General features: G+C 66.0%; 23 protein-coding genes and 1 tRNA gene. 9 read left to right on the plus strand and 15 right to left on the minus strand.

Annotation, left to right across the window (positions count from 1 at the left end; translation table 11 throughout):
• Positions 1-166: 166 nt before the first annotated feature.
• Together rmuC and E8F11_RS02045 are read right to left on the minus strand one after the other, a co-directional pair.
• Positions 167-1,531 (minus strand): DNA recombination protein RmuC, encoded by a 1,365-nt coding sequence (gene rmuC, locus E8F11_RS02040; RefSeq protein WP_280287164.1) that lies wholly within the window; start codon positions 1,529-1,531, stop codon positions 167-169.
• 165 nt (positions 1,532-1,696) lie between these two features.
• Positions 1,697-2,107 carry a sel1 repeat family protein gene (locus E8F11_RS02045; RefSeq protein ID WP_280287165.1) on the minus strand — a complete coding sequence of 137 codons (411 nt, stop codon included), beginning with the start codon at positions 2,105-2,107 and terminating at the stop codon, positions 1,697-1,699.
• 576 nt (positions 2,108-2,683) lie between these two features.
• Here E8F11_RS02045 and E8F11_RS02050 point away from each other — a divergent pair.
• Both E8F11_RS02050 and E8F11_RS02055 read left to right on the plus strand, forming a co-directional pair.
• Positions 2,684-3,166, plus strand: a complete 483-nt coding sequence (locus E8F11_RS02050) for a GreA/GreB family elongation factor (RefSeq protein ID WP_280287143.1) — start codon at positions 2,684-2,686, stop codon at positions 3,164-3,166.
• Between the two features lie 28 nt (positions 3,167-3,194).
• The gene (locus E8F11_RS02055; protein ID WP_280287144.1) at positions 3,195-3,596 is read left to right on the plus strand and encodes a hypothetical protein; all 402 of its coding nucleotides are present in this window, start codon (positions 3,195-3,197) and stop codon (positions 3,594-3,596) included.
• On the opposite strand, the gene E8F11_RS02060 is transcribed toward E8F11_RS02055, so the two are convergent.
• The gene (locus E8F11_RS02060) at positions 3,553-4,026 is read right to left on the minus strand and encodes a PACE efflux transporter (RefSeq protein WP_280287145.1); all 474 of its coding nucleotides are present in this window, start codon (positions 4,024-4,026) and stop codon (positions 3,553-3,555) included. The two genes, E8F11_RS02055 and E8F11_RS02060, sit on opposite strands and share 44 nt — an antisense overlap.
• A 91-nt stretch (positions 4,027-4,117) precedes the next feature.
• On the opposite strand from E8F11_RS02060, the gene E8F11_RS02065 reads away from it, so the two are divergent.
• Positions 4,118-5,011, plus strand: a complete 894-nt coding sequence (locus E8F11_RS02065; RefSeq protein WP_280287146.1) for a LysR family transcriptional regulator — start codon at positions 4,118-4,120, stop codon at positions 5,009-5,011.
• A gap of 499 nt (positions 5,012-5,510) precedes the next feature.
• Here E8F11_RS02065 and E8F11_RS02070 read toward each other — a convergent pair whose 3' ends face one another.
• The 4 genes from E8F11_RS02070 to E8F11_RS02085 all read right to left on the minus strand — a co-directional run bounded on the left by E8F11_RS02070 (position 5,511) and on the right by E8F11_RS02085 (position 12,431).
• Entirely contained in the window at positions 5,511-8,579 is a 3,069-nt protein-coding gene (locus tag E8F11_RS02070; protein WP_280287147.1) for an error-prone DNA polymerase, read from the minus strand.
• Entirely contained in the window at positions 8,576-9,991 is a 1,416-nt protein-coding gene (locus tag E8F11_RS02075; RefSeq protein WP_280287148.1) for a DNA polymerase Y family protein, read from the minus strand. Before E8F11_RS02075 ends, E8F11_RS02070 begins: the two co-directional genes overlap by 4 nt.
• Positions 9,992-9,998: 7 nt before the next feature.
• Positions 9,999-10,613, minus strand: a complete 615-nt coding sequence (gene imuA / locus E8F11_RS02080; protein WP_280287149.1) for a translesion DNA synthesis-associated protein ImuA — start codon at positions 10,611-10,613, stop codon at positions 9,999-10,001.
• A 207-nt stretch (positions 10,614-10,820) separates the two neighbouring features.
• Entirely contained in the window at positions 10,821-12,431 is a 1,611-nt protein-coding gene (locus E8F11_RS02085; RefSeq protein WP_280287150.1) for a M28 family metallopeptidase, read from the minus strand.
• 369 nt (positions 12,432-12,800) lie between these two features.
• Here E8F11_RS02085 and E8F11_RS02090 point away from each other — a divergent pair, with 369 nt between their 5' ends.
• On the plus strand, positions 12,801-13,502 hold the full coding sequence (locus E8F11_RS02090; protein WP_280287151.1) for an SOS response-associated peptidase: 702 nt from the start codon (positions 12,801-12,803) through the stop codon (positions 13,500-13,502).
• A gap of 26 nt (positions 13,503-13,528) precedes the next feature.
• On the opposite strand, the gene E8F11_RS02095 is transcribed toward E8F11_RS02090, so the two are convergent.
• Complete coding sequence (locus tag E8F11_RS02095; protein ID WP_280287152.1) at positions 13,529-16,366, minus strand: AMP-binding protein; 2,838 nt, start codon at positions 16,364-16,366, stop codon at positions 13,529-13,531.
• Positions 16,367-16,579: 213 nt separating this feature from the next.
• Positions 16,580-17,584 (minus strand): TerC family protein, encoded by a 1,005-nt coding sequence (locus E8F11_RS02100; RefSeq protein WP_280287153.1) that lies wholly within the window; start codon positions 17,582-17,584, stop codon positions 16,580-16,582.
• A gap of 266 nt (positions 17,585-17,850) precedes the next feature.
• On the opposite strand from E8F11_RS02100, the gene E8F11_RS02105 reads away from it, so the two are divergent.
• Entirely contained in the window at positions 17,851-18,087 is a 237-nt protein-coding gene (locus tag E8F11_RS02105) for a type II toxin-antitoxin system ParD family antitoxin (protein WP_280287154.1), read from the plus strand.
• Entirely contained in the window at positions 18,084-18,413 is a 330-nt protein-coding gene (locus tag E8F11_RS02110) for a type II toxin-antitoxin system RelE/ParE family toxin (RefSeq protein ID WP_280287155.1), read from the plus strand. The genes E8F11_RS02105 and E8F11_RS02110 overlap by 4 nt, the downstream gene beginning before the upstream one ends.
• A 237-nt stretch (positions 18,414-18,650) precedes the next feature.
• On the opposite strand, the gene E8F11_RS02115 is transcribed toward E8F11_RS02110, so the two are convergent.
• From E8F11_RS02115 to dapA, 4 genes are all read right to left on the minus strand, one after another.
• Positions 18,651-18,740, minus strand: a tRNA-Ser gene (locus tag E8F11_RS02115).
• Positions 18,741-18,899: 159 nt separating this feature from the next.
• Complete coding sequence (locus E8F11_RS02120) at positions 18,900-19,769, minus strand: phosphoribosylaminoimidazolesuccinocarboxamide synthase (RefSeq protein ID WP_280287156.1); 870 nt, start codon at positions 19,767-19,769, stop codon at positions 18,900-18,902.
• Positions 19,770-19,866: 97 nt separating this feature from the next.
• A complete protein-coding gene (gene bamC / locus E8F11_RS02125; RefSeq protein WP_280287157.1) occupies positions 19,867-20,985 on the minus strand; it encodes an outer membrane protein assembly factor BamC in 1,119 nt (372 codons plus the stop codon).
• Positions 20,986-21,003: 18 nt separating this feature from the next.
• On the minus strand, positions 21,004-21,882 hold the full coding sequence (gene dapA, locus E8F11_RS02130) for a 4-hydroxy-tetrahydrodipicolinate synthase (RefSeq protein WP_280287158.1): 879 nt from the start codon (positions 21,880-21,882) through the stop codon (positions 21,004-21,006).
• A 176-nt stretch (positions 21,883-22,058) separates the two neighbouring features.
• Here dapA and E8F11_RS02135 point away from each other — a divergent pair, with 176 nt between their 5' ends.
• Positions 22,059-22,616: a glycine cleavage system protein R gene (locus tag E8F11_RS02135; RefSeq protein WP_280287159.1), complete on the plus strand. Its 558-nt coding sequence runs from the start codon at positions 22,059-22,061 to the stop codon at positions 22,614-22,616.
• Positions 22,617-22,629: 13 nt separating this feature from the next.
• The gene (locus E8F11_RS02140; protein WP_280287160.1) at positions 22,630-23,103 is read left to right on the plus strand and encodes a peroxiredoxin; all 474 of its coding nucleotides are present in this window, start codon (positions 22,630-22,632) and stop codon (positions 23,101-23,103) included.
• Positions 23,104-23,155: 52 nt separating this feature from the next.
• On the opposite strand, the gene E8F11_RS02145 is transcribed toward E8F11_RS02140, so the two are convergent.
• Together E8F11_RS02145 and E8F11_RS02150 are read right to left on the minus strand one after the other, a co-directional pair.
• On the minus strand, positions 23,156-24,226 hold the full coding sequence (locus E8F11_RS02145; protein ID WP_280287161.1) for an AI-2E family transporter: 1,071 nt from the start codon (positions 24,224-24,226) through the stop codon (positions 23,156-23,158).
• Between the two features lie 39 nt (positions 24,227-24,265).
• Positions 24,266-24,517, minus strand: a complete 252-nt coding sequence (locus E8F11_RS02150; protein WP_280287162.1) for a sulfurtransferase TusA family protein — start codon at positions 24,515-24,517, stop codon at positions 24,266-24,268.
• 156 nt (positions 24,518-24,673) lie between these two features.
• Here E8F11_RS02150 and E8F11_RS02155 point away from each other — a divergent pair, with 156 nt between their 5' ends.
• A complete protein-coding gene (locus E8F11_RS02155; protein ID WP_280287163.1) occupies positions 24,674-26,107 on the plus strand; it encodes a M48 family metalloprotease in 1,434 nt (477 codons plus the stop codon).
• The last annotated feature ends 204 nt before the right edge of the window (positions 26,108-26,311 follow it).

Here is a 26,311-nt window from a genome sequence, read left to right on the forward strand (position 1 = left end):
CCTCGACCTGCTCATCCAGCAGCGGCAACCCCGCCGCCCGCCCCAGCAGCCCGAAGGGCTGCCGTAGGTTGGGCAGAGCGCAGCGAAGCCCAACACCGAACCCGCCCGAAAACGTTGGGCTTCGTTTCACTCAGCCACAACCTACGGTGACTCTGCGAATGGAACCTCAGCCTTCCACCTGCTCATCCAGCAACGGCAACTCCGCAGCCCGCTCCAGCAGGTCATTGGGCAGGCTCTTGCTGGCGCGGGCACCGAGGAGCTTGAGGTTCTCCACCCGGCTGATCAGGTTGCCGCGGCCTTCCACCAGCTTGTTGCGAGCATTGGCGTAGGCCTTGTCCAGTTGCTGCAGGCGGCTGCCCATCTCGTCCAGGTCCTGGACGAAGGCGACGAACTTGTCGTAGAGCGCCCCGGCGCGCTCGGCTATCTCGCGGGCGTTCTGGCTCTGCCGCTCCTGGCGCCAGAGGCTGTCGATCACCCGCAGGGTAGCCAGCAATGTGGTCGGGCTGACGATCACGATGTGCTGCTCGAACGCTTCCTGGAACAGGCTGGGGTCGGCCTGGAGGGCAGCGGCGAAGGCAGCTTCTATAGGGACGAAGAGCAGCACGAAGTCCAGGCTGTGCAGGCCATCCAGGCGCTGGTAGTCCTTCACCGACAAGCCCTTCAGGTGGCTGCGCAGCGACAGCACATGCTGCTTCAGGGCCAGGCTACGGGCGGCTTCGTCTTCCGCGGCGATCAACGCCTGGTAGGCGGTCAGGCTGACCTTGGCGTCCACCACCACCTGCTTGTCCCCCGGCAGCTGGATCAGCACGTCGGGCTGGAAACGCTCGCCCTCGGCACTCTTCAGGCTGACCTGGGTCTGGTACTCGCGGCCCTTCTCCAGGCCGGCATGCTCCAGCACCCGCTCCAGCACCAGCTCGCCCCAGTTGCCCTGGGTCTTCTGCCCTTTCAGGGCGCGGGTGAGGTTGGTGGCTTCGTCGCCCAGGCGCTGGTTGAGCTGCTGCAGGCGCTCCAGCTCCTTGCCCAGGGAGAAGCGTTCGCGGGCTTCCTGTTGATAGCTTTCCTCCACCCGTTTCTCGAAGGCCTGGATGCGTTCCTTGAGCGGGTCGAGCAATTGGCCGAGGCGTTGCTGGCTGGTCTCGGCGAAACGCTGCTCGCGTTCGTCGAAGATCTTCCCGGCGAGTTCGGCGAACTGTGCGCGCAAGTCATCACGGGCGGCCTGCAGGTCACCCAGGCGTTGCTCATGGGCGTCGCGCTGCTCCCTCAGCTCGGCCTCCAGGCCGGCACGTTCGGCGGCCAGGCGGCGCAGTTCGGCCTCCTTGCGCTCGCGCTCCTGGTTCCAGGCCTGCAAGGCCTCGCGGGCGCTCTGGCGCTCGACGCCAAGCAGCTCGGCCTCGCGGCGCAGGGCCGCCAGCTCGGCCTGTTGGGCAGCATTGAGCTGGCCGAGTTCGCGGTTTTCCTCGCGGCTGTCGTCCAGTTGCACCGTCAGGCCGTCCTGGGCCAACTGGGCATTGGCCAGGCGCTCTTCGAGCAGGGCCTGTTCGGCCTGGAGCGAGGTCAGGCGCCGGTACTGCTGCCAGGCCAGGCCGAGCAGGGGCAGGGCGGCGACGAAAAAGCCGATCAGCAGGTTGGGGATATCAATGGGCATGGGGACTCCGCGCTGGAATGGCGGGAGTATACCCAGCCGCTGGCGGTGCGATCAGGATTGCAGCGGGAGGCGGCTGAGCAGTCGCTCCGCTTCGTGGGAGCCTTGGGCCGCGGCCTGTTCCAGCCAGTGACGGGCCTGCTGCGGTTCATTGATGCGCGGAAGGCTGCACAGGCGGCCCAGCTCCAGCTGCGCGCGGCGGTCGCCGGCGCGGGCGGCCTGACGCAGCATGTCCAGGCCGATGCGGCGATCGCGGTTATTGCCGCAGTCTCGGCAGAGCATCTGGCCCAGGCGGCTCTGCGCTGCCACCACCCCTTCCCGCGCCGGCTGCTTGAGCAGCTTGCCGGCGAATCGCTTCACGCTCGGCGCCTGGCCCAGTCGCGGGCTGTCCAGCAGCCACAGGGCGACGCGCGTCGGCAGGGTTTGCGAGGTGGAAGCGGAATCGGCAGGGACGCGGTACTTCATGAATTGAGGGCAGGTGGCCGGAAAGGCGCGCAACTCTACTCTTTTTTTTTGCCAGGTAAAGTCTTGCAATTGCCGCAGGTCGCGTTCTAGAGCAAGTGCTCGGGACAATCCACAGAAGCTGTGGATAACTCTGTGCAGAAGATGCTCGAAACGTCACCAAGTGCTAGTGGATCGGGGCCTCCACTCAAACTGATGATTTTTTCACCAATCAAAAAACTCCTTATTTTTCATACACTTACAAAATCAGCACAGAGAATCAAGCGCTTAGCGAGCAATCCACGAGTCTTTTGCGAAGCTGCTTCGCGACTGTGCACAACTGTCGGTTGTCAATACCCGGCTCGCCCCTTTACGGAGCATTCAACCCGAAAACCCAGCTGCAACCTGTGTTGCACGGGCGTTCCAGGCAACGATGAATGGTGCGAAAAAGGGGCTCCAGAAACATTTCCAAAGCTGGTACTGACGTCCTTCTGCGCCAACTCTGTGCACAACTTCATCGCCCATTTGTACAAGCCAGCCTCCCCGTCTCGCCGGGAAGGACCTTAGAATACCCAGCCACGCCCAGCCGACCCCGCGCCCATGGACAAAGCCCATATCCACCGCCTGATCCTCGACAAGCTCGGCGCCGACCTGCAGCTGCTGCAGCGCGCCGCGCAGACCGCCTACGAGGCGGCGACCCATGCGGAGAACATCGCCGAGAACAAATACGACACCCTCGGCCTGGAAGCCTCCTACCTGGCTACCGGCCAGGCCCGCCGTGCCGCCGAGATCAAACAGGCGCTGGGTCTCTTCGAGAACCTCAGCCTGCGTCCCTTCGATCCCGCCCGGGGCATCCAGCTAAGTGCCCTGGTGGTGCTGGCCAACGAGGATGGCGGCGAGCAGTGGCTGTTCCTCGGCCCCGAGGCCGCCGGTTTGAAGGTGGTGGACCAAGGCCGGGAGATTACCGTGATCAGCCCCCGCTCGCCCCTGGGCCAGGCCCTGCTGGGCAAGGCCGAAGGCGCCGAGGTGGCCGTCGTCATCGGCAATGGCACGCAGACGTTCGAGGTGCTGGAGGTACACTGAATGTGCCGCCCAACGCTTCGGAGGCCCCATGGTCCAGCAACGCCGCCGCATCCTGCGCATCAGCTTCAACCCATTGGTCCTGACCCTCAGCGTCGCGCTGGGGGTGTGGCTCGGTTTCATCGCCATAGGCCTGACCGGCTACCTCGGTTACCGGCTCTACATGGCTGACGCCGAAGCCCCGGTCAGCCAGGTCCTCACGCCGCCGCCCACCCCGCCCCAACCAGCCCCTGCACCGCCCACCGGCAGCGAGGAGCGCCTGCAGAAGTACGAAGAGAACTACAACGCCACCCAGCGTGCAGACAACGAGCGCCTGCAGAGGCTGGAGGAACAGCGCCGGCTGAGCGACACCAAGTGCCAGTTCTGGACCGAGCAGTACCGCAATGCGCCTACCGACAAGGCCCGCCGCAGCATGGAGGAGGAGTGCAAGTAGCGGCACCCGCGCCCAGGGTCGCAGCCGGCGGGCCGAAGGCCAGGTCGAAGACCCATTGGAACACCAGGGTGTAGCCGAGGAAGAACAGGCTCAGCGCGCCATCGGTGAGCAGCGCCTGCCACCAGGTTATCGCCAGCCACCAGGCGATCATCGGCACGGTCAGCAGGGCCAGCCCCAGTTCGAAACCGCAGGCATGCAGCACGCGTCGCACCAGCGTGCGGCGCGGGTCGCGGCGGCTCGCCTCCCAGGCTTCGAACAGGCTGTTGAAGGCCATGTTCCAGAGCATGGCCGTGCTGCACAGCAGCAACGTCAGCCCACCGGCATGGCCGAGGTCCGAGCCGAATGTCCAGGCGATTGCCGGGGTGATCAGCAGCAGGGCGAAACCCTCGTGGGCGACGGCCTGCAGCAGTTTTCTCCGAGGGCCCTGCATGGCGCCACTCCTGTCGTTGCACGGGAAATGCGGCCACTGTATTTCTATTCTCCTGAAGTAATAAGTCAGCTTCTTTCAGGAAAATTGACAGATGATTCCCAGCACCGACAGCATCCAGGTCTTCCTCGCCGTTCTCGACAAAGGCTCCTTTTCCGCGGCGGCCCGCGCCCTCGGCCGGGTGCCTTCGGCGGTGAGCATGAGCATCGCCAACCTGGAGGCCGACCTGGGCCTCAGCCTGTTCGACCGCAGCGGCCGAGAACCACGGCCCACCGAGGCCGCCCGCGCCCTGGAGCCCCAGGCGCGCTTCATGCTGCAGCAGTTCGCCGCCTGGGATGCCCAGGCCAGGGCGCTGTCGGAAGGGCTGGAAAGCCGCCTGAGCCTGGCCATAGCCCCGGAACTGCTGGCCTCGGACTGGGCGCCGCCGCTGGTCGCCCTGGCCGAGCGTTATCCATTGCTGGAAGTGGAGGTGCTGGCGACGCCCCAGGACGATGCCATCCGCCTGCTCCACGAAGGTCGGGTGCAGCTGGCACTGGTCTTCGAGAGCCCCAACTTCGACGCCCGCGAAAACTGCCAGGAGGTGGCCCAGGAACGTCTGGTGGCGGTGATGGCGCCCCAGCACCCGGCCCTGTCGGGAGGCCGCCGGCTGCGCATCGAGGACCTGGCCGGACACCGCCAGATAGTGGTCGCCAGCCGTGATCCGGAGCAGCAGGCGCCACGCTTCCTCCAGGCCCACCGGCACTGGCGTACCGACAATCACACCGCAGCCCTGAGCCTGATGCAGTGCGGCCTCGGCTGGGGCCTGCTGCCCTTTTCCCTGGTGCAGCCGTACCTGGCGGCCGGAAGCCTGGTGCAGGTGGAGCTGGACAATGTCACCGACGCCTTCCACCTCTGGGTTGACGTGGTCTGGTCCAACAGCCGTCCACTGGGCCTGGGCGCCCGCCACTTCATCGAGCTGATGCGCGCCCGGCCACGACGTCCCGTCTGATTCCACGCCGCCAACCGACCAAAGGCATCCTGCTTCAAGCGACCGTCATATTGGTCTGACTAGACTCTGGGGGTGCGTCCTACACTTTGGCGCCAGAGGCGGTTCGCAATGGGTCCCGAAATCTTCATAGCCTTGATGGTCCTGGGTTGGCTGCTGGCAGCGGTAGCGCTGCTCTGGGCCATGCTCAGGATCTCCCACCATCACCACCATCATCACGACCGGCCTTCGCCGCCCCACTCCTCGCGCTCGTTCCGGCGGCACAAGGTGAAGGGTGCGCCGCTCACTCCGCACTGAAGATTCCCGTGGGAGCGATTTCGATCGCAAATGAATTCGCTCCCGCGGGCTATGTCGCGCTTCTCTCATCTCCCAGGCAGATTTACCTAGGTTGCGGCTGAGCTGGCGGGGTCGAGCCTGAGCCTCGTTGGGCTTCGCTGCGCTCTGCCCAACCTACATGGAGCACGCAGGAAGCCGAGAGCAACGTGTAGCCATCTTCGCCTATCTAATGAAAATCCCGACTTTTCACATCGAGTCCTGAAAGCAGTGGCGTGAGGTCCTGCAGGCGGCGGGCGATCAGGTGGCGCACGCCGTCCACCGCCTCCAGGCGGCCATCCACCTGCAGCAGCCGCGAGCCCACCAGGACGCGGCGCTGGCGTTCGGCCAGGTCGTTCCAGACCACCACATTGACCATGCCGTGCTCGTCTTCCAGGGTGACGAAGATCACCCCGCTGGCGGTCTGCGGGCGCTGCCGGCCCACCACCAGGCCGGCGACGCGGACCTGCCGCCCGTGCTCCACCGCCGGCAGCTCCCGCGAGCTGCGGCAGCGTCGCTGGCGCAGAGCGCCACGCAGCAGGGCCATGGGGTGCGGCCCGAGGGTGGTGCCCAGCGTGGCGTAGTCGGCGTACAGGTCCTCGCCCACCGTGGGTAACGGCAGGGCCACCTGCGCCTCCTCCTGCTCCGGCAAGTCGGCGAAGAGCGGTGCCTGCACCTCCACGCCGGCCACCGCCCAGCGCGCCTTGTGACGGTGCCCGGCCAGGCCGCGCAGGGCGCTGGAGTCGGCCAGCAGCTCACGGGCGCGGGCATCCAGATGGGCGCGGTCGCAGAGGTCACCAACGCTGGCGAAGGGCCGCGCCGCCTCGATGCGCCGCGCATCCTCCTCACGGAAGCCGCGCACCATGCGCAGCCCCAGGCGGATGGCCAGCTCATCGCCCTGTCCCACCGGCTCCAGGGAGCAGTCCCAGGCGGAATGCCGGACATCCACCGGGCGCACCTCGATGTGGTGGCGGCGGGCGTCCTGCAGCACCTGGTCGGGGCTGTAGAACCCCATTGGCCAGCTGTTGATCAGGGCGCAGGCAAAGGCCGCCGGCTCGTGGCATTTCAGCCAGCAGCTGGCATAGGTGAGCAGGGCGAAACTGGCGGCGTGGGACTCGGGGAAGCCGTAGCTGCCGAAGCCCTTGATCTGCTCGAAGATGCGCGCGGTGAACTCGGGCGTGTAGCCCTTCTCCAGCATGCGTTCGGTCAGGCGTTTGCGGTGCGGTTCCAGGCCGCCGTGGCGCTTCCAGGCAGCCATGGAGCGGCGCAGCTCGTCGGCCTCGCCGGGTGTGTAGTCGGCGGCGACTATCGCCAGTTGCATCACCTGTTCCTGGAACAGCGGCACGCCCAGGGTGCGCTCGAAGACCGGCCGCAGTTCTTTGGAGGGGTATTCCACCGGCTCCTCCTTGTTTCGCCGGCGCAGGTAGGGGTGGACCATGTCGCCCTGGATGGGACCGGGACGGACGATGGCGACCTGGATCACCAGGTCGTAGAAGGTCCTGGGTTTCAGCCGCGGCAGCATGGCCATTTGCGCCCGCGATTCGATCTGGAATACGCCGATGGTGTCGGCGCGGCTGATCATCTCGTAGGTGGCGGCGTCCTCGGCGGGAATGCTCGCCAGGGTCAGCTCCCGGCCCCGATGCTGCTGCAGCAGCTGGAAGGTGCGGCGAATGGCGCTGAGCATGCCGAGGGCGAGCACATCCACCTTGAGCAGCCCCACCAGGTCGAGGTCGTCCTTGTCCCACTGGATGATGGTGCGTTCGGCCATGGCGGCGTTTTCCACAGGCACCAGGCTGTCCAGCGGCTGCTCGGAAATGACGAAGCCGCCAGGGTGCTGCGACAGGTGGCGGGGAAAGCCGATCAGCTCGCCGGTCAGCGCCAGCACCCGGCGCAGCACCGGGCTGTCCGGGTCGAAGCCGGCTTCGCGTAGGCGATCGGGCGGCGGCGCCTGGTCGCTCCAGCTGCCGCAGCAGTCGGCCAGGGCGTTGACCTGGTCCGGCGGCAGGCCGAGGGCCTTGGCCACGTCGCGCACCGCTCCGGCGCCATGGTAGGTACTGACCACTGCGGTGAGCGCCGCCCTTCCCCGTCCATAGCGCTGGAACACGTACTGGATGACCTCTTCGCGACGCTCATGCTCGAAGTCCACGTCGATGTCCGGCGGCTCGTTGCGTTCGCGGGAGAGAAAGCGCTCGAAGAGCATCTCCATGCGCGAGGGATCGATCTCGGTGATCCCCAGGGCGAAGCAGACGATGGAGTTGGCCGCCGAACCACGACCCTGGCAGAGGATGTCCTGGCTGCGGGCGAAGCGGACGATGTCGTGCACGGTGAGGAAGTAGCTTTCGTAGCTCAGCTCGGCGATCAGTTGCAGCTCCTTTTCCGCCAGGCGCCACGCCTTGGCGCTGGCCCCCTCCGGCCAGCGCCAGGCCATGCCCTTTTCGGTCAGCTCGCGCAGCCAGCTGCTCGGGCTGTGGCCTTCCGGCACCAGTTCGTGGGGGTACTGGTACTTCAGTTCGCCCAGGTGGAAGGAGCAGCGACGCGCAATGCGCACCGATTCGGCAAGTAGCTCCGCCGGATAGATTCCGGCCAGCACCTCGCACCTGCGCAGGTGGCGCTCGCCGTTGGGAAACAGCCGCTGCCCGGCCTCGGCCACGGTGCAATGGTGGCGCACGGCGGTCATGCAATCCTGCAGGGCGCGGCGGCCACGGGCATGCATGTGCACATCGCCCGTCGCCACCGGCGGGATGCCCAGGCCTTCGGCCAGGGCCAACAGGCGCGCCAGCCGCCCGGCATCGTCCGGGCCCTGGTGCAGTTCCACCGCCAGCCACAGGCGTTCGGGGAAACAGTCGCGCAACCAGCGGCCTTCGCGGTCGTCGTCCTCGAAGTCGGGCACCCAGAGGGCCAGCAGGCCGTCCGTTGGCTCGGCCAGGTCTTCGCGCAGCAGGCGGTATTCGCCCTTCTTCGCCCGGCGCCGGGCCTGGGTGATGAGGCGACAGAGGCGCTGGTAACCGGCCAGGTTCTCCACCAGCAGCACCAGCTTGGGCCCGCCCTCGACGCGCACTTCGCTGCCGATCACCAGAGGCAGCTCGCTGTCCTTCGAGGCTTGCCAGGCCCGGACCACGCCGGCCAGGGTACATTCGTCGGTGATCGCCAGGGCCTGGTAGCCGTGGCGTGCGGCGCGCTGGAACAGCTCGGTGGCGCTGGAGGCCCCGCGCTGGAAGCTGAAGTTGGACAGGCAGTGCAGCTCGGCGTAGGCGCTCATGCGAACCAGCCGTGCAGCAACAACGGCCCCTCCCCGCCCACCGCCCGGTAGGCCCAGCCGCGCTGGCCGCTGCGGGTTTCCACCAGGTAGTAGTCGCGGCGTACGTCGCCACCGTCCCACCAGCCGGATTCGATGCGCTCGGGGCCGGCGAGTATGCGCAGGGCCGCCTCGCGCAGGGGCACGGGCTCGCGCAGCAGCCAGCCGGGACGTGGCGGTCCGGGTTGCAACGCGGCCGGCGGGGCGTCGCCGTCCAGTTGCCAGGCGCACTCGGGACGGTGGTCGGCGCGGGCAGCAAGGCTGTGTACGGCCTCGTCCCCCAGGCGCGCGCGCAAGCGTTCGCGCAGCTGTTCCCAGGGCAGGGATTGTTGCGGGCGTTCGTCGAACAGCTCGCGGCGCTCCGGCACGAAGACCGGCAGGTCCCGCGCCTGCAGGCGGAAGGCGCGCACCGGCGCCGGAACTTGTAACTGCTCCAGGCGGCCGCGGGCCAGTTCGAAAAGCATGGCCGCCTCGCGCTCGGCGCTGAGCAGGCCCACCGGCACCCGGGTATCGCTGAGGTCACGGTGCTCCAGGTGCAGGATGAAGCGCTGCACGCCGCTGTCGCGGCCGGCGAGGAAGGCGGCCAGGTCGGCGGTGAGACGTCGCAGGGGGAAAAGCAGCGCCTGGTGGGATTCCACCTCGAAGTTCAGCTCGATGCGCACGTCGAACTCGTCCGGCGGCCGGTAGCACTCCAGCGCCAGCGGCCGCTCGCCGAGCAGGCAGTCGAGGTGCTGCAGCACTTCGGCCGGAAAACGCCGGGCCACCGTTTGCCGTGGCAGCGCCAGCACCTGATCCAGGCTGCGCAGGCCCATGCGGGCAAAGGCGGTGGCGGCCTCGCGGGCAAGGCCGACGCGCTCCACCGGCATCCGCCCCAGGGCCTGGCGCAGCTCATCCTGGCTCGCCACCGCCAGTCCGTCGTAGGCGTTGGCCAGGATCCGTGCCGCAGCCGGGTTGGGTGCGGCCACTATGCGGTGGCGAAAACCCAGCGCCGTCAGTTCCCGGCGCAAACGCGCCTCGAAGCGCGGCCAGGGGCCGAACAGGGCGAAGCTGGATTCCACCTCCAGCAGCAGCGTGCGCGGATAACGCAGGCTGACCTGGGAACTGAAGCGGTAGGCCCAGGCGGCGAGCAGCTGCTGCCAGCGGTCGATCTGTGCCGGGTCGTACTCGACCAGGGTGAAGTCGCGGGTCAGGACGTGGGCGGCGGTCAGCGACTGGCCGGGTCGCAACCCCAGCGCCTTGGCCGCCGGATTGAGGGCACGCAGCACGCGCCGTTGCGGAGTGCCGGTGACCAGCGCCAGGGGCGCCTCGGGCTCGGGGTGACCGCGCAGCACGCCATCCAGCGCCAACTGCGGCAGCAGTATGCAGGCCCAGCGCATGGCGGCTTCACCAGGCCAGGGCGATGGGCGCTGCCGGCGGCAAGCCGCCGCGGCACTTGAGTACCCGCATCTGCGCCGGCCGGCCCTCGACGGCGATGCGCAGGGCCGCCGGCGAGGGGTTGAGGGCGGCCTCCAGCGGGCGGTAGGCAAATGCCAGGGTCTGGCCGGTTTCGGCGGCCACCTGCAGCCGGCGCAGGGCACGGTCGTCGGCCTGCTGCGGCCAGCAGAGCACCGCGCCGCAACTGCCCGAACGCAGACACTGCTCGGCCGCCCAGAGGGCGTCACGCCCACTGGCTTCCACCAGCGCCAGCCAGCGCAGGTCCACGCCGGCAGCCAGCCAGGCCTGGGGATAAGGGATATGGGGTGGCGCCACCAGCACTACACGCTCGGCGCTGGCGGTCAGCCGCGCCAGGGTCGGCCAGAGCAGGCGCAACTCGCCCAGCCCCGTGGCCGGGACGAGGATTTCGCTGAGCGCGGCCTCGGGCCAACCACCGCCGGACAGGGCCGCATCCAGGGCAGCAAGGCCGGTGGGCTGGTCGCTGCTGGCTGGCTGCGCACTGGACTGGCCCTTCCACACCCGCCGCTCGTTGAGCAGGGTATCGAGGGCAACGACAGCGCCCATCAGGCCTGACCGCTGCGGAAAGAGAAAAACGGCAGCACCAAGAATGGGCTGCCGATGGGGCCAATAAAAGCTACCGAGGCCATTAGGGGAAATCCTACGAATACTGTATTTATATACAGTTAATCGTACAGACTTCTCCCGGTCAATCAGGGAAAGACAGAAGGCCTGCGGGAGCACCCGGCTCCCGCAGGTCAGGCGGTCAGCCCGTTATTTGACGTAGTGGTTACCCCAGCGCTCGACCTGGCGCACCGCCTGCTTGCGCAGGGTGGTGGCGCCCTGCGCTTCCTGCGCGGCGGCTATCTCGTCGTCGATGATCTTGGTGGACAGCGACAGCCAGCTGGTGGCGAAGGCCATGGCATCCCCGTTGATCTCCAGGGCATTCAGGTCGATGTTGCCGATACCGTCGCAGGCCTGGTGATAGCAGGGATCGAAGGGCTGGCCGGCGGCGCCGCCGTACTTCTGCGCCTGTTCCTCGCTCTTGATGTCTTCGGCGCCGGTGAACAGGCCGCCGAAGGGGATGCCGACTTCGAAGAACTGCGCGTAGTCGGAGCGGAAGTCGATCTCGGTACCCTCGAAGCCTTCACCGCGCAGATTGAAGTAGGCCTCGAACAGACCCTCGATGGCCGCCGAGCCGGGCGGGCCCTGCAGGCCGAAGGACGAACCGTCGCCGTCATAGATGAAGTTGGCGAAGTTCGGCGAGCCGATCATGTCGAAGTTGAGGTAGGCCTTGATCTTCTTCCTCTCCTCGTCGCTCAGGCTGTTGACGTAGAAGGTCGAGCCCACCAGCCCGGACTCCTCGGCGCCCCACCAGGCGAACCGCACCTTGTTCTGCGGGTGCGCCTTGCGCAGCAGCACGGCCATTTCCAGCAGGGCCGCGCTGCCCGAGCCGTTGTCGTTGATACCGGCCCCCTCGAACACCGAGTCCAGGTGCGCGCCGGCCATGACCACGTTGTTCGGATTGCCGCGGCGGGTCTCGGCCACCAGGTTGAAGGTCTCGGTCTTCTCGCGGATCACGTCCACCACCATGCGCAGTTGCAGGCCGGCGGTCTGCGACCAGGCCACACCGTTGTCATAGGTGGCGAACTGCACCGGGATGCCGCCCTCGTAGGTCTCGCCCAGGGTAACGTTCTCCAGCCCCTTGCGGTCCTCGGTGTTGCCCTGGTTGAAGATGATCACGCCAACCGCACCGGCGGCCGCGGCGTTCTCCGCCTTCACCTCGAAGGTGCAGCTACCGCGCTGGATAAGGGCGATAGAGCCACTGGGGAAACCGGCGAAGTCCTCCGCCTCGCAGCCGCTGCTGGAGGTGTTGCCGGCCCCCAGGGCCAGGTCCACCGCCACCACCGGGGCGCTGACATCACCCGGATCGGTCTGCGACAGGTAGTTGAAATCCTCCTCCCAGACATAGCTGGCCGGCTGCGGCGCCAGCGCCTGCAGGGTGCCCGGCCCCTTGGGGAAGAAAGCGGTGAAGGGAAACGGCTGCACCAGCACCTGGTAGCCGGCGCGCTCCAGGGTCTGTTTCACGTAATCGATGGAGGCGTTGTAGCCCGGCAGGCCGGCGGCGCGATTGCCGTCGTTGAGGGTGGCGATGTCCTGCAGCTCCTGCAGGCGGGTCATCACATTGCTCGCCTCCAGACAGCGCGGCAGGCCCAGCGGTGTGCCGACCAGAACCGGAGACTTGCAGATAGAGGGGTTGGGTTTGCCCGGACTCCAGAACTCGCCGAAGGCGTCGCCTTCGGCAGCCGGGGCGGCGAGTGTGGAAGTGGAAGCGGCTAGAACGAGAGAACCAACAACACGTCTGACACTGTTCTTGTGGGACATGACTTCAATCCTTGTGAAGTGGTTGTAGGCAGGCCTGATATGGCATTGCGCCATCATCCGGTACGGCATCCTCGGGACGGGCCTAGGAAAAGAGACTGGTCGGTTCGTCGTTCGGTTCTTTTTGTTTTCACGCCGAAATGTGCACTTGGTCGCCTTTTTGGAACATTTTCGCCGGCGTTCGTGAAGGCAAGAGGCCATCATCACAGAGTGCGGAGCGGACGCTGTAGGTTGGTGCTGAGCCTGCGAAGCCCAACAATTCCGGGCACAGAGCGCGTCCTGGTGGGCTCCGCTCAGAATCAACCTGCGCGCCCCCATCCACCTCTGGATTCACTACCTATGCTGGAAGGCATCCCCCCAGAGGACCCAACCATGTGCGGCCGTTACGTCAGCCCCGCGGATCGCGCCATCGAAGACTACTGGCACATAGGCGCCCGGAACTCCGGCCGCTGGATCCAGAGCTTCAATGTGGCCCCGACCAGCATCGTGCCCATGCTGCGCCTGGACGAAGCAGGAGAGCTGGAAGTGGTTCCGGCCCGCTGGGGACTGATTCCGCCCTGGTGGAAGGATGCCAAGCCACCGGCCATGTCCTTCAACGCCCGCAGCGAAGAAGCCGCCAGCAAGCCCATGTGGCGCCAGAGCCTGCGAACCCATCGCTGCCTGATGCCGGCCTTGGGCTGGTATGAGTGGAACCAGCACCAGGAGGTCCGCAGCACCAGCGGCCGCAAGGTCCACCAGCCCTACTACCTTCACGACCGGAGCAATGCTGTGCTGGCGATTGCGGGGTTGTGGACAACCTGGCGGAGCCCGGACGGGCAGCAGATCACCTCCTGTGCATTGCTCACGAAAGATGCCGCTCCCGCCATCCAGGCCATCCACGACCGCATGCCGGTAATCCTGGCCCCCGAGCAGTTCGAACTGTGGCTGACCCCCAGCACCCCGGGCGAGCAGGTGCAGGCGGCCATGAGCAACGCCCGGCAGGATTTCGTCGGCCACGCCGTATCCATCCGGGTCAACAGCCCGCAGAACGACGATTCGCAGTTGATCGAGCCGGTTGCCGATCCCACCCCATGAAACGAAACGGTCCCGCCCTACCCCACTTACGAGCAACTCAGGGCGCGTTCCGACTCATCCAGGTGTTCAAGCAATTCCGCCCTCGCCGCATCCCGCAGGCTGATAGCCTCCGACCAGCCGGGTCCTTGCGCCAGCAATGGCGCACACAGGCTGACGTGGATCGCTTCCCGTAGCGGGAACCACTGGCCGTCGCGCAGTACCGTGCGCGTGCCCCGGATGGCGACCGGCACCAGGGGCACACCGGCGTTCGCGGCGAGCACGAAGGCGCCCATATGGAAGGGGCGCAGGCCCTGCGCGCGACTGAAGGTCCCTTCCGGGAAGAACACCAGGGCCTGGCCAGCCCCCAGCGCCTCGGCCAGGGCCTCACTGTCCGCGACGCTGCGTTGCAGGTCGAAGCGCTCGACGAACCGCGCGCCGAGCTTGCGCAGGAACAGGCCGGCGAGCCACTGGCTCGCCAGCTCGCGCTTGGCGACGAAGGCGAACCGCGGCGGTAGCGCCGCGCAAAGGATGACGCCGTCAAGGTAGCTGGAATGATTGGCGGCCAGCACGCTCGGCCCGGCCCTTGGCATATGCTCCACTCCCTCGACGCTGAACGGAACCCCAGCCAGGCGCACGAACAGGCGCGCAGCCAGCCGGGTGAAGACACGGCACCAGCGCTGGCTCGGCAGGATCGCCACACCCAACCAGGTCAGTGGCGCGACCACCCAGAACAGCAACCAGATATAGACGGCGTAGGGCAGGCTGCGGCCCGATCGCCAAGCGTGCCCGAAATAGCCAAAGATGGCCTGCAGCAGCAAGCGCAGTACCTGGCGCCACGGAGCCAGCCCAGGCCGTCCCACTTCGTCTCGCAGGTAAAGCTCGCGGCAGGCGGCCCGGCGGATCTTGCCGCTGGAGGTCTTGAGCACGCTACGGGGCGGTGCCAGGACGATATCGTCGGGCGGTACGCCGGCCAGGTCGACCACCACCCGATTGATGGCCTGACGCAGTCTCTGACATGCAGCCGAGTCCTTCTCGGCACTTTCCGCCATCACCACCAGGCGATCGGTGCCCGTGGCCGGGTCCGGGCTTCCGAATACCGCAATGCAGCCCTTGCGCAGGCCCGCGAGGCTGCCGACCGCCGCTTCGACATCGTAGGGGTAGATATTGCGTCCGGCGCGGATGATCAGGTCCTTGGACCGGCCGGTAAGGTAGAGCTCGCCATCGGCCATGTAGGCCAGGTCGAGGGAGTCCATCCAGCCGTCGCGCAGCACTCGGCGGGTCTCCTCCGGGGCGCGGTAGTAACCGGCGCTGGTGGACGGCCCGCTGAATTGCAGGCGGCCTTCCCGGCGCTCGGGCAGCTCGATGCCATTGCCATCGACTACGCGCAGCTGGTGGCCCGGCAACGGCCGGCCGCAGGAGACGAAGCTCAGGGTGGCGCCGTCGTCGGCCTTGGCGGGAAGAGCCTGGCCTTGGACCTGGAAGGCCTCGCGCTGCACCCGATCGACCCGCGGTCCGCGCCCCAATGGCGGAAAAGCTACGCCCAGGGTTCCCTCGGCCAGGCCGTAGACCGGTGCCAGCGCACCGGGCTCCAGGCCGTAGTGCGCGAAACGCTCAGTGAAACGCTGCAGGGTGCCCGGGTTGACCGGCTCGGCGCCATTGAGCGCCAGGCGCCAGCTGCTCAGGTCAAGCCCTTCTAGATCGGCGTCAGTGATCTTGCCGAGGCACAGCTCGTAAGCGAAATTGGGGGCCGCCGACAGGGTGCCGTGGAAGCGGTGGATCTCCCACAACCAGCGTGCCGGCCTGGCCAGGAAGGCCAACGGCGACATCAGTACCAGGCTGAAGCCGTAGTACAGGCTGCCCAGCCAGGCGCCGATCAGCCCCATGTCGTGGTACATGGGTAACCAGCTGATGAACACATCCCGTGGCCCCACCCGGAGCGAGGTCCCCATGGCACGCAGGTTGGCCAACAGGTTGGCGTGGCTCACCATCACCCCCTTTGGCTGGCCTGTGCTGCCTGAGGTGTACTGCAGGAAGGCGATATCCTCCGGCTGCCGCGGCGGCGTCATGCATTCCTGTTCCTCGCCAGCCAGCTCGGCCACGCTGGCGATACGCGCAAGGCTCGGGACCTGGGAGCGGAGCAACTGGGCGAGCAGCTTCGCCTCCGTCACCGTGATCAGGACCCTGGCCTCGGCGTTGCGCAGGATGCCCGCCTGGCGCCGCAGGTGATCCTCGATCTGCGACAGGCGCAGCGGCGGGTAGATCGGCACCGGGATGCCGCCGGCCAGCAGGATCCCGAAAAAGCCCCGCAGAAAGTCGCGACCGGTTGGCAACATCAGCGCCACGGTTTCTCCGGCGCGCAGGCCACCGCGTTGCAGCCCAGCCGCCACGCCCCGGGCCTCGCGCTGCAGGTCGCCGTAGCTGATGTCCTCCGGCCGGTCGTCGTCATCCAGCAGGCGCACGTGGGTATGCCCTGGCTGATGCTGCGCATGCCAGTTCAATACGTCGACCAGGGTGCGTGCGGTATCCGGGGCCTGCCACTCGACGCTGTCGGGCGAATCGGGAACTACTGCGGAGGCAGGCTGGACAGACCGGCCCGCGGAACGGCCGCTCAGCACCTGCAGCACATCGGCGGGCGTGCTGGCCGAGGCGAACAGTTCTTGCGGCAGACGCACGCCGAACTCGTGTTCGATCCGCGACCAGAGCTCGACCCGCGCCAGGCTGTCCACGCCCAGGTCGCGGTCCAGCACGCTGTGCAAGCTGACGCGCAATCCCGGCGCCGCTTGTGGACGCAACTCGGCCACGGTGCGCTGAACGACTCCGAGCAGTTTTTCCGCGTCCTCATCGAAGCCAGGAACGCTGCGGGTTTCCGGAGGCGGATGAGACATCGAAGGCCCTCGCCAGGAAAGATCCTCGAAGATTGCCAGTATGCGCCCATGCAGGCGCTTTCGGGCCCTGCGGATCAGCCTCGCCTTACTGCCGGGTTTGACGATTGGCCGGCCCGGAAAAGCGAAAGCCCCTGAAACTCCGGGAGCTCAGGGGCTCAGTCATCGAGCATCGCGGAAAGGGCCGCTTCTCGGCCCCTCCCACCGGCTCACGAGTCAGGTCGCAAGGTCCTTCCGATCCTCCTCCAACGGCTGGCCGCGGGTCTTGTACATCGACACCAGCACGCCGCCTATCAGCAGGCCCAGGGTAACGCAGAGAGAGATCACCGCAGGAATCTTGCCGATGATACCGACCAGGAAGATCTTCGCGCCGATGAACGCCAACACCAGGGCCAGTGCATATTTCAGGTAAGCGAAGCGATGGATCATCGCCGCCAGGGCGAAGTACAGGGCGCGCAGGCCGAGGATTGCGAAGATGTTCGAGGTGTAGACGATGAACGGGTCCTGGGTGATGGCGAAGATCGCCGGCACGCTGTCGATGGCGAACACAAGGTCGGCACACTCGATGAGGATCAGCGCAAGGAACAGCGGCGTCACCCACAGCAGGCTCTTGCCCGAAGCATCCGCCTGGCGGACGAAGAAACGCTCTTCATGCAGGCGATCAGTGACCCGAAGGTGCTTGCGCAGGAATTTCACCAGCAGGTTGTCGTCCAGTTTCGGATGCTCATCCACCTTGGAGAAGAGCATCTTCACCCCGGTGATGGCGAGGAACACGCCGAACACATAGAGGATCCAGCTGAACTCATGGATCAGCGCGGCACCCAGGCCGATCATGATCGCGCGCAGCACGATCACGCCCATGATCCCCCAGAACAGCACCTTGTGCTGGTACTGCCGAGGAATGGCCAGGAAGCTGAAGATCATCGCCATGAGGAACACGTTGTCCATCGACAACGATTTCTCGATGAGAAAGCCCGTGAGGTAATCCATGCTGGCGTCGCCGCCCTTCTGGAAGAACACCCACAAGCCGAACAACAGGCCGGCGCTGATGTAGCCAGCGGATAGCAGCAGGCTCTCGCGCACGCCGATTTCGCGATTTTCGCGATGCAGCACGCCGAGGTCGAAGGCCAGCAGGGAAGCCACTACAGCGATGAAAACCAGCCACAACCAGGTGGCCGTGCCGAGGAAGTCGGCGAAGAGGAACGGTTCTAGGGCGCTCATGAAGCCCCTCCTTACAGTCGAAGTTGTACAGACTGTGACTCCGACATCGCGACCATCAGTCGCCAGAGGGGCCCGGCTTCACGCCGCGCACCTTACAAAGGCCCGGCAAGGCATTCAACAGAACAGGTTTTGCAGAGTGTTTCCCCTGTCGTCAGCGGCCTTCGCACCCATGTCGGTACTCGGCAGCTCGTGCCTGTAATTTCGACTCCAGCAACGGGAGCCAGGTGCTAACATGCTTTGGCAAATTTTGCCAAAAGGTGGCATCCATGAGCACCATGAACATCTCCCTGCCCGACGCCCTGAAGAGCTTTGTCGATGAGCAGGTCAGCCAGCGCGGCTACAGTACCAGCAGTGAATATGTGCGCGAACTGATCCGCAAGGACCAGGACCGTCAGCGCCTGCGCAGCCTGCTCCTGGAAGGCGCCGCCTCCTCCCCCGCCGCCCCGGCTGATGACAACTACTTCGAAGCACTGCGCAACCGGGTACGGAACACCAAGGCATGAAGGCCAAACCCGTAATTCCCCGGGCACTGGCCAATCAGGATATCGACGACGCCGTCGGTTACTACCTGAACGAAGACGCGGAACAAGCCGCACTGGGCTTTATCGATGCACCCGAGGGTGCCTACAAGCGCATCAGCCGTCATCCCGAATCGGGCTCATCGAGGTACGCCCACGAACTCGACCTGCCGGGACTGCGCTCCTGGTCGCTGAAGCGCTATCCCTACCTGGTCTTCTATATCGAGCGAGACGATCACATCGACGTGTGGCGGGTACTGCATGGCATGAGGGATATCCCAGCCTGGATGCAGGGGAGCGACAACAAATGAATCTATTCCCCTTTTTCCGCCAACTTCTGCCGCTTCGCCGATTTGATGACGGTGCCGGCCTGAAAACAGGCACTGCCGAGCCGCGCTAGCGCGCATCTGACGGGGCCGCAGCCTGGATGGGGGCGACGTGGCGATAGCACGTTTACGTTGGGCCTCGCTGCGCTCGGCGCCAACCTATGGGGAGCACGCGGAAAACAAAAAGCCCCGCAGACCTGGATCTGCGGGGCTTTTCAAGTATGGCGGGAAGATAGGGATTTGAACCCTAGGTGCCATTGCTGACACAACGGATTTCGAATCCGTCCCGTTCGGCCACTCCGGCATCTTCCCGAACGGCGCGCATCATACCAGCTCATCGGCCATTGGCGAAGCCCGTGGCAAGTTTTTTTCGCGTGGTTTCAGATGGTTGCGTAGGTGGGGTGAGTCCCAGCAATGGGAAGCCCCCTCACCCCCGCCCCCTCTCCCGGAGGGAGAGAGGAGAAGAACGGATCAGGAAGTCAGCTTGGTCAGGGCTTCGCGGTACTTGTCGGCGGTTTTCTGGGCGACTTCGGCGGGCACGGCCGGGGCCGGCGGTTCCTTGTTCCAGCCGGTGGATTCCAGCCAGTCGCGGACGAACTGCTTGTCGAAGCTCGGCGGATTCTTGCCTTCGACATAGCTTTCCACCGGCCAGAAGCGGCTGGAGTCGGGGGTCAGCACTTCGTCCATCAGGGTCAGGGTGCCGTCTTCATCGATGCCGAACTCGAACTTGGTGTCGGCGATGATGATGCCGCGGGTGGCGGCGTACTCGACGGCGGTGCTGTAGAGGGCGATGGCTGTGTCGCGGACCTTGGCGGCCAGTTCCTTGCCGATGATGGCTTCGCACTGCTCGAAGGAGATGTTCTCGTCGTGGTCGCCGACGGCGGCCTTGGTCGAGGGGGTGAAGATCGGCTGCGGCAGCTTGGAGGCTTCCTTCAGGCCGGCCGGCAGCTGGATGCCGCAGACGGTGCCGGTCTTCTGGTATTCCTTCCAGCCGGAACCGACGATGTAACCACGCACGATGGCTTCGACGGCCACCGGCTTCAGGCGCTTGGCCACCACGGCGCGACCTTCCACCAGGGGCAGCTCGGCCGCCGGAACCACGTCTTCCACCTTGTCGCCGGTGAAGTGGTTGGGCACCACGCCTTTGAGCTTTTCGAACCAGAAGTTGGAGATGGCGGTGAGGATCTTGCCCTTTTCCGGGATCGGCTGGTCGAGGATCACGTCGAACGCGGAGAGGCGGTCGGTGGCGACCATCAGCATGCGCTTGGCGTCGATTTCGTAAAGGTCGCGGACCTTGCCCGAGTAGATTTTCTTCAGGCTGAGGCTGGTGGGTGTGCTCATGTCGTTTTTCCGCCTTTATCAAACGAAACAGGCGAAACCCGGGGGTTTCGCCTTGTTGTTTCCACGGCCTGCCGCTGAATGGAGCGGCCAGCCACGCTTAGCCGAGGTTTTCCTGGATCAGGGTCAGCACGCGGCGCGCCACATCGGCGGGGGCCACGGTGTTGATGTCCTTCTCCACGGTGACCTGCACGCTGTCGCCGACGCGGGTCAGGCGAACCTGGTAGCGCTCGGCGCGCGCCTCGATCTCTTCTTCGCTGGGGTCGCTGCCCCACAGGCTGCTGAAGAAGCCGGGTTTCTCATCCTTCTTCACCGCGCCTTCGGCGAGGTTGATGTAGTAGACGCCCAGGCTGCGGTTGATGTCGTCGACGCGCACGTCGCCGGCTTCCAGGGCGCGGCCGACGCTGGACCAGGAGCGGTCGAAGTCGGCGCCGAGGCTGAGCATGGGGTTGCCGTTGCCATCCTCGGAGAGGGTTACCCGGTTCGGTGCGTCGAAGTCGCGGGCGGCGAGCAGGGACACGGAACCGCCCTGTTCTGCGCTGCGGGCCAGGCTGGCGAGCATTTCGTCGACCAGCGCGGCCTCCAGGCTCGGGCTGTCGGAACGACTTGGCCAGCCGGTGTCGGCGGTGCTGCCGGCCGGGCGGGTGGTGGTCAGGACGAAGATTTCGCTGGTATTGCGCTGGACACCCGGCTCGATACGCACGCGGGCACGAACTTCGCTGTCCGGCTCGACGCCGCTGACGCGGCTGCCCAGGCGGCGGGCCAGGGGACCGGAGAGCTGGTCGAGGCGCTGCCAGTCGGTGCTGAATTCACCGGTCTGCGGGCGCTCGTCGGCGATGCGGAAGCCACCGTCCTCGAAGAACTGGCGAGCCACCGGCCAGACTTCAGCGGGCACGCGCTGGGCGACCACCCAACGGGAGTCGCCGCTCTTCTGCAGGCTGTAGTCGCTGACCTCGCCCTTGGCCTGGAGGGCCTGCGGACGGGGCACTTCGAATTCACCTTCGGCGCGGCTGTCAGCCACGTTCATCGGTACCGGCAGCAGCGGGTCGAGGCGCTTGGCGTCGACAGCCGGGGGAAGTTGCATGGGCGCGGTCTGGCGAGCTTCCAGGTAGTCGCTGCCACGGTCGCGGAAGTAGCCATCTTGACCCCAGAGCCAGCCGCAACCGCTGGTGCTGGAAATGATCAGGGCGAGAGCGGAAAGTCCGGCCAGTCGCTTCATGCGTAATGCTTCCTTGGGTTAAGCGAGCAGGCCGGACTGGCGCATTGCCTGACGCAGCGGTTCATGGCAGCGCGGGCTGAGCCAGGTCAGCGGCAGGCGGATGCCATCGGGGATCAATCCCATTTCGTGCAGTGCGAACTTCACCGGAATCGGGTTGGACTCGATGAACAGGGCCTTGTGCAGCGGCATCAGCTTGTCGTTGATGGCGCGGGCAGCTTCGGCCTCGCCACGCATGGCGGCGGCGCAGAGGTCGGCCATGGCGCGCGGGGCGACGTTGGCGGTCACCGAGATGTTGCCCTTGCCGCCCATCAGCATCAGCTCGACGGCGGTGGCGTCGTCACCGGAGTAGACGAGGAAGTCCTTGCTGACGCGATCCAGTACTTCCTGGCCGCGCTGCAGGTCGCCGGTGGCTTCCTTGATGCCGATGATGTTGCTGATCTTGGACAGGCGCTCGACGGTTTCCGGGAGCATGTCGCAGACGGTGCGGCCGGGTACGTTGTAGAGGATCTGCGGGACGGCCACGGCTTCGGCGATGTGGCGGAAATGCTGGTACAGGCCTTCCTGGGTCGGCTTGTTGTAGTAGGGGGTCACCAGCAGGCAGGCATCGGCGCCGACCTTCTTGGCGGCGGCGGTGAGTTCGACCGACTCGCGGGTGGAGTTGCCACCGGTGCCGGCGATGACCGGGATGCGGCCATTGACCTGGTCCACCACGCGGCGGATCACTTCGATGTGCTCACTGACGTCCAGCGTGGCGGACTCACCCGTGGTGCCGACCGCGACGATAGCGTTGGTGCCCTCTTGAAGATGGAAGTCCACGAGTTTGGCCAGGCTATCCCAGTCCAGTTGACCCTGTGCATCCATGGGCGTAACCAGTGCCACCATACTGCCCGCAATCATGCAACCGCTCCTGCCGGAAAAAGAGAGCCGTAATGGTACTGTCGGCACTGGCCTTGCACAAGGTGAACGCGAGGCCGTCAGGCGGCTCCGGCATTTCCCTCGGCTGCGCTTTTCGCTAACCTTCCCTGTTTGAACAGCGCGGCCCGGCCGCCCTCCCCTCGTTTTAGGAACGCTGCATGTCCACCACCCCGCCCCGCGAACAATTCCTCCTGATCAGTGCCCTGGGCCGTAACCCGATGGAGCTGACCAACGTGCTGTGCCGAGCCAGCCAGGAGAACCGCTGTGCAGTGGTCAGCAGCCGGCTGACCCGCCATGGCGAGTTCTGCGCCCTGGTGCTGCAGATCTCCGGCAGCTGGGACGGCCTGGCGCGGCTGGAAGCAGGCCTGTCGGCGCTGTCCAAGCGCCATGCCTTCACGGCCAACGTGACCCGCAGCAGCGCCCTGGAGATCCGCCCCCAGGCCCTGCCCTACGTGGCCTACGTCAGCGCGGTGTACCGCCCGGATATCCTCAACGAGCTGTGCCAGTTCTTCATCGATCATCGCATCGAGCTGGAGAACCTCACCTGCGACACCTACCAGGCACCGCAGACCGGCAGCACCATGCTCAACGCCACCATCACCGTGACCCTGCCCGCCGGCACCCAGATCAGTTGGCTGCGCGACCAGTTCCTGGACTTCGCCGATGCCCTGAACCTGGACGCGCTGATCGAACCCTGGCGCCCGCAGCACCCCTAAGGAGCAAGCAGACATGGCCGTATCCCTGGACAAACCCGTCCCCGACTTCACCGCCCAGGCCACCAGCGGCCAGGAGGTCAGCCTGTCGGCGCTCAAGGGCAAGCAAGTGGTGATCTACTTCTATCCCAAGGACAGCACCCCCGGCTGCACTACCGAAGGCCAGGGCTTCCGCGACCAGCACGCGGCCTTCCTGGCGGCCAACACGGTGGTGTTCGGCGCATCCCGCGACGGCCTGAAGTCCCACGAGAACTTCAGGTGCAAGCAGGAATTCCCCTTCGAGCTGATCTCCGACAAGGATGAGTCGCTCTGCCAGCTGTTCGACGTGATCAAGCTGAAGAAGCTCTACGGCAAGGAATACCTGGGCGTGGACCGCAGCACCTTCCTGATCGACAAGGACGGCGTGCTGCGCCAGGAATGGCGCGGCGTGAAGGTGCCGGGCCATGTGGATGCCGTGCTGGCCGCGGCCCAGGCGCTGAACAAGGGCTGAAGCCCGCCACAACGAAAAAGGCCGCGATTGCGGCCTTTTTTGTGACTAGGAATCAGCTCCCCGCCTGGACCGGAGGCCCAGCGCGGGGCCAGGCATCCAGCACCGCCTTGAACAGCGTCGCCAGGGGAATGGCGAAGAACACCCCCCAGAAGCCCCAGAGCCCGCCGAACAGCAGCACGGCGCAGATGATCGCCACCGGGTGCAGGTTCACCGCCTCGGAGAACAGCAGTGGCACCAACACATTGCCGTCCAGGGTCTGGATCACGGTGTAGACCACCATCAGGTAGATGAACTGGTCGCTCCAGCCCCACTGGAACAGCGCGATCAGCGCCACCGGCACTGTCACCACCACCGCGCCGATGTAGGGAACGATCACCGAGAGCCCCACCAGCAAGGCCAGCAGGGCCGCATAGTTGAGGCCCAGGGAAACGAAGGCGACGTAGGTGACGCCGCCGCAGATGACGATCTCGATCACCTTGCCGCGGATGTAGTTGGCGATCTGGGTGTTCATCTCGTCCCAGACCTGGGTCATCAGGCCGCGCTCGCTGGGCAGGTAGCCGACGAGCCAGCGCCCGATCAGCTCGCGGTCCTTGAGGAAGAAGAACACCAGGATGGGCACCAGCACCAGGTAGATCATGATGTTGACCAGCAGCGGCAGGCTCGACAGCGAGAAGGTCAGCGCCCACTGGCCGAACTTGCCCACTTCGCTGCGGGTGACTTCGATGGCCTTGAGCACCTGCTCGTCGGTCACCAGGTGCGGATAGCGCTCGGGCAGCAGCAGCAATAGCGATTGCCATTCGCCGAGCATCCCCGGCAGCTCCTGGAGCAGGGTGCTGACCTGCTGCCAGAGCAGCGGCATCAGCACACCCATGATCAGCGCCAGGACGCCGATGAACAGCGCGAAGACTATCCATACCGCCAGGGTCTGGGGCAGCCGCAGGCGCTCCAGCAGGTTCACCAGCCCCTGCATGAGGAAGGCCAGTACCAGCCCGGCAAGCACCGGCGCAAGCATGTTGCCGAGGGTAAGGACGGCGGCGAAGCCGAGTACCAGGACCACGGCGAGGACCACGGCCTCTTCATCGGAGAAATAGCGCTGAACCCAGTCGCGAAGCACCTTGAGCATTGGAAATCCTTGAATGGCCCGGGCGTCCGGACCCGGGGGTCAGGCCTTGCGCAGCCAGTAGCGGAACACGCCGTCTTCGACCTCTTCCCGCAGCAACTGGTGCCCGGCCAGCTGCGCGAAAGCGCGAAAATCCCGCTGGGAGCCGGCGTCGGTGGCGATCACTTTGAGCACCGCCCCACTGGGCAGGCGATTGAGCTCGAGCTTGGCCTTGAGCAGCGGCAAGGGGCAGTTCAGGCCGCTGGCATCCAGCTCGGCGTCGAAGGCCTCGGTTCGACTCGCGGTGTCAGTCATGGTGGTTCTCCGGGGAAGGCGCCTCGCGGGTCCCTCGGGAAGGTCGCGGACGTTGAAACTTGAGAGGGCGGTTAGGATACCCAAGGCAGCGCAACCCTGGCCAGCCGGCAGGCCAGGAGGCTACAGTTAGGCCTTTGCCGCCAACGAGCCCAGTGCATGAATCTTCTGCGCCCCACTCTGCTGACGCTTGCCTGTTTTCTCGCTCCAGCCGTCATGGCCGACGACTTGCCGTCGCTGGGGGATTCCAGCTCTTCCATCGTTTCACCGGAACAGGAACACCAGCTCGGCCGCGCCTGGCTGAGCCTGTTGCGCGGCCAGGTACCGCAACTCAACGACCCGCAACTGAAAGACTATGTCGAGACCAGTGTCTACCGTCTGGCCGAAACCAGCCAGCTGCAGGACCGCCGGCTGGAATTCGTGCTGCTCAACAGTCCGCAACTCAACGCCTTCGCCGCCCCCGGCGGAATCATCGGCGTCAACGGCGGCCTCTTCCTCTATGCCCCCAACGAAGCCGAGTACGCCTCGGTGCTGGCCCACGAACTGGCGCACTTGTCGCAGCGCCACTTCGCCCGCGGCGTCGAGGCCCAGCAACGCATGCAGATTCCGGTGATGGCGGCGATGCTCGCCGGCATAGTCGCGGCGGCTGCAGGCGCCGGTGATGCCGGCATGGCGGCTATCATGTCCACCCAGGCAGCGGCCATCCAGGAACAGCGCCGCTTCTCCCGGCAGAACGAACAGGAAGCCGACCGCATCGGTATCCTCAACCTGGAGAAAGCCGGCTACGACCCGCGCGCCATGCCGCGCATGTTCGAGCGGTTGATGCGCCAGTACCGCTACGATGCCAAGCCGCCGGAATTCCTCTTGACCCACCCCGTGACCGAATCCCGCATCGCCGACACCCGCAACCGCGCCGAGCAGTTGCCCGCTGGCGGCATCGAGAACAGCCTGCGCTACCAGTTGATGCGCGCCCGCGTGCAGCTGATGTTCGAGGAAACCCCGGGCATCGCCACCAAGCGCTTCCGCGCCATGCTCGACGAAGAGCCGAAACTGGACGCAGCCCGCTACGGCCTGGCCATTGCCCTGATCAAGGGCGGCCAGCTGAACCAGGCGCGGGAGAACCTGGCGCCCCTGCTGGCCAAGGCACCCAACGAGATCGTCTACAACCTGGCCCAGGTGGACCTGGACATCACCGCCAACCGCCTGGCCGACGCCCAGCAGCGGGTCGATCGGTTGCTCGTCCAGTACCCGAACAGCTACCCGCTGAAGCAGGCCCGCAGCGACCTCCTGCTCAAGCAGAACAAGCCGAAAGAAGCCGAGAAGGTCCTCGACAACCTGCTCAAGACCCGCTCTGACGACCCGGACATCTGGTACCAGGTGGCCGAAGTGCGCGGCCTGGCCGGCAACACCATCGGACTGCACCAGGCCCGCGCCGAGTACTTTGCCCTGGTGGGCGACTTCGATCAGGCCATCGAGCAGCTGGACTTCGCCAAGCGTCGCGCCAGCGGCAACTTCCCGCTGGCCGCACGCATCGATGCGCGCCAACAGGAGCTGAGCGAGCAGAAAAGGATGCTCGAGCAGATGATGCGCTGATGAAAAGGGACCACTACGCGGTCCTTGGCGAATGAATTGGCTATGTCCACGTGAGCTGTTGCAGCACCGAATAGAAGCGTCTAGCACGGGCCTTTCAGGCCTCCGCGCTTGCTGATGCATCCCTCACCCGAACGCGGCCCGCCCCGGCCCCCGCCCTGCGCCCCAGCCTGATCGCTTCGCGCTCAGTCGCTCATCGGCACCGGA

The organism is Pseudomonas sp. BN417 (assembly GCF_029871205.1).
Taxonomy (GTDB): domain Bacteria; phylum Pseudomonadota; class Gammaproteobacteria; order Pseudomonadales; family Pseudomonadaceae; genus Metapseudomonas.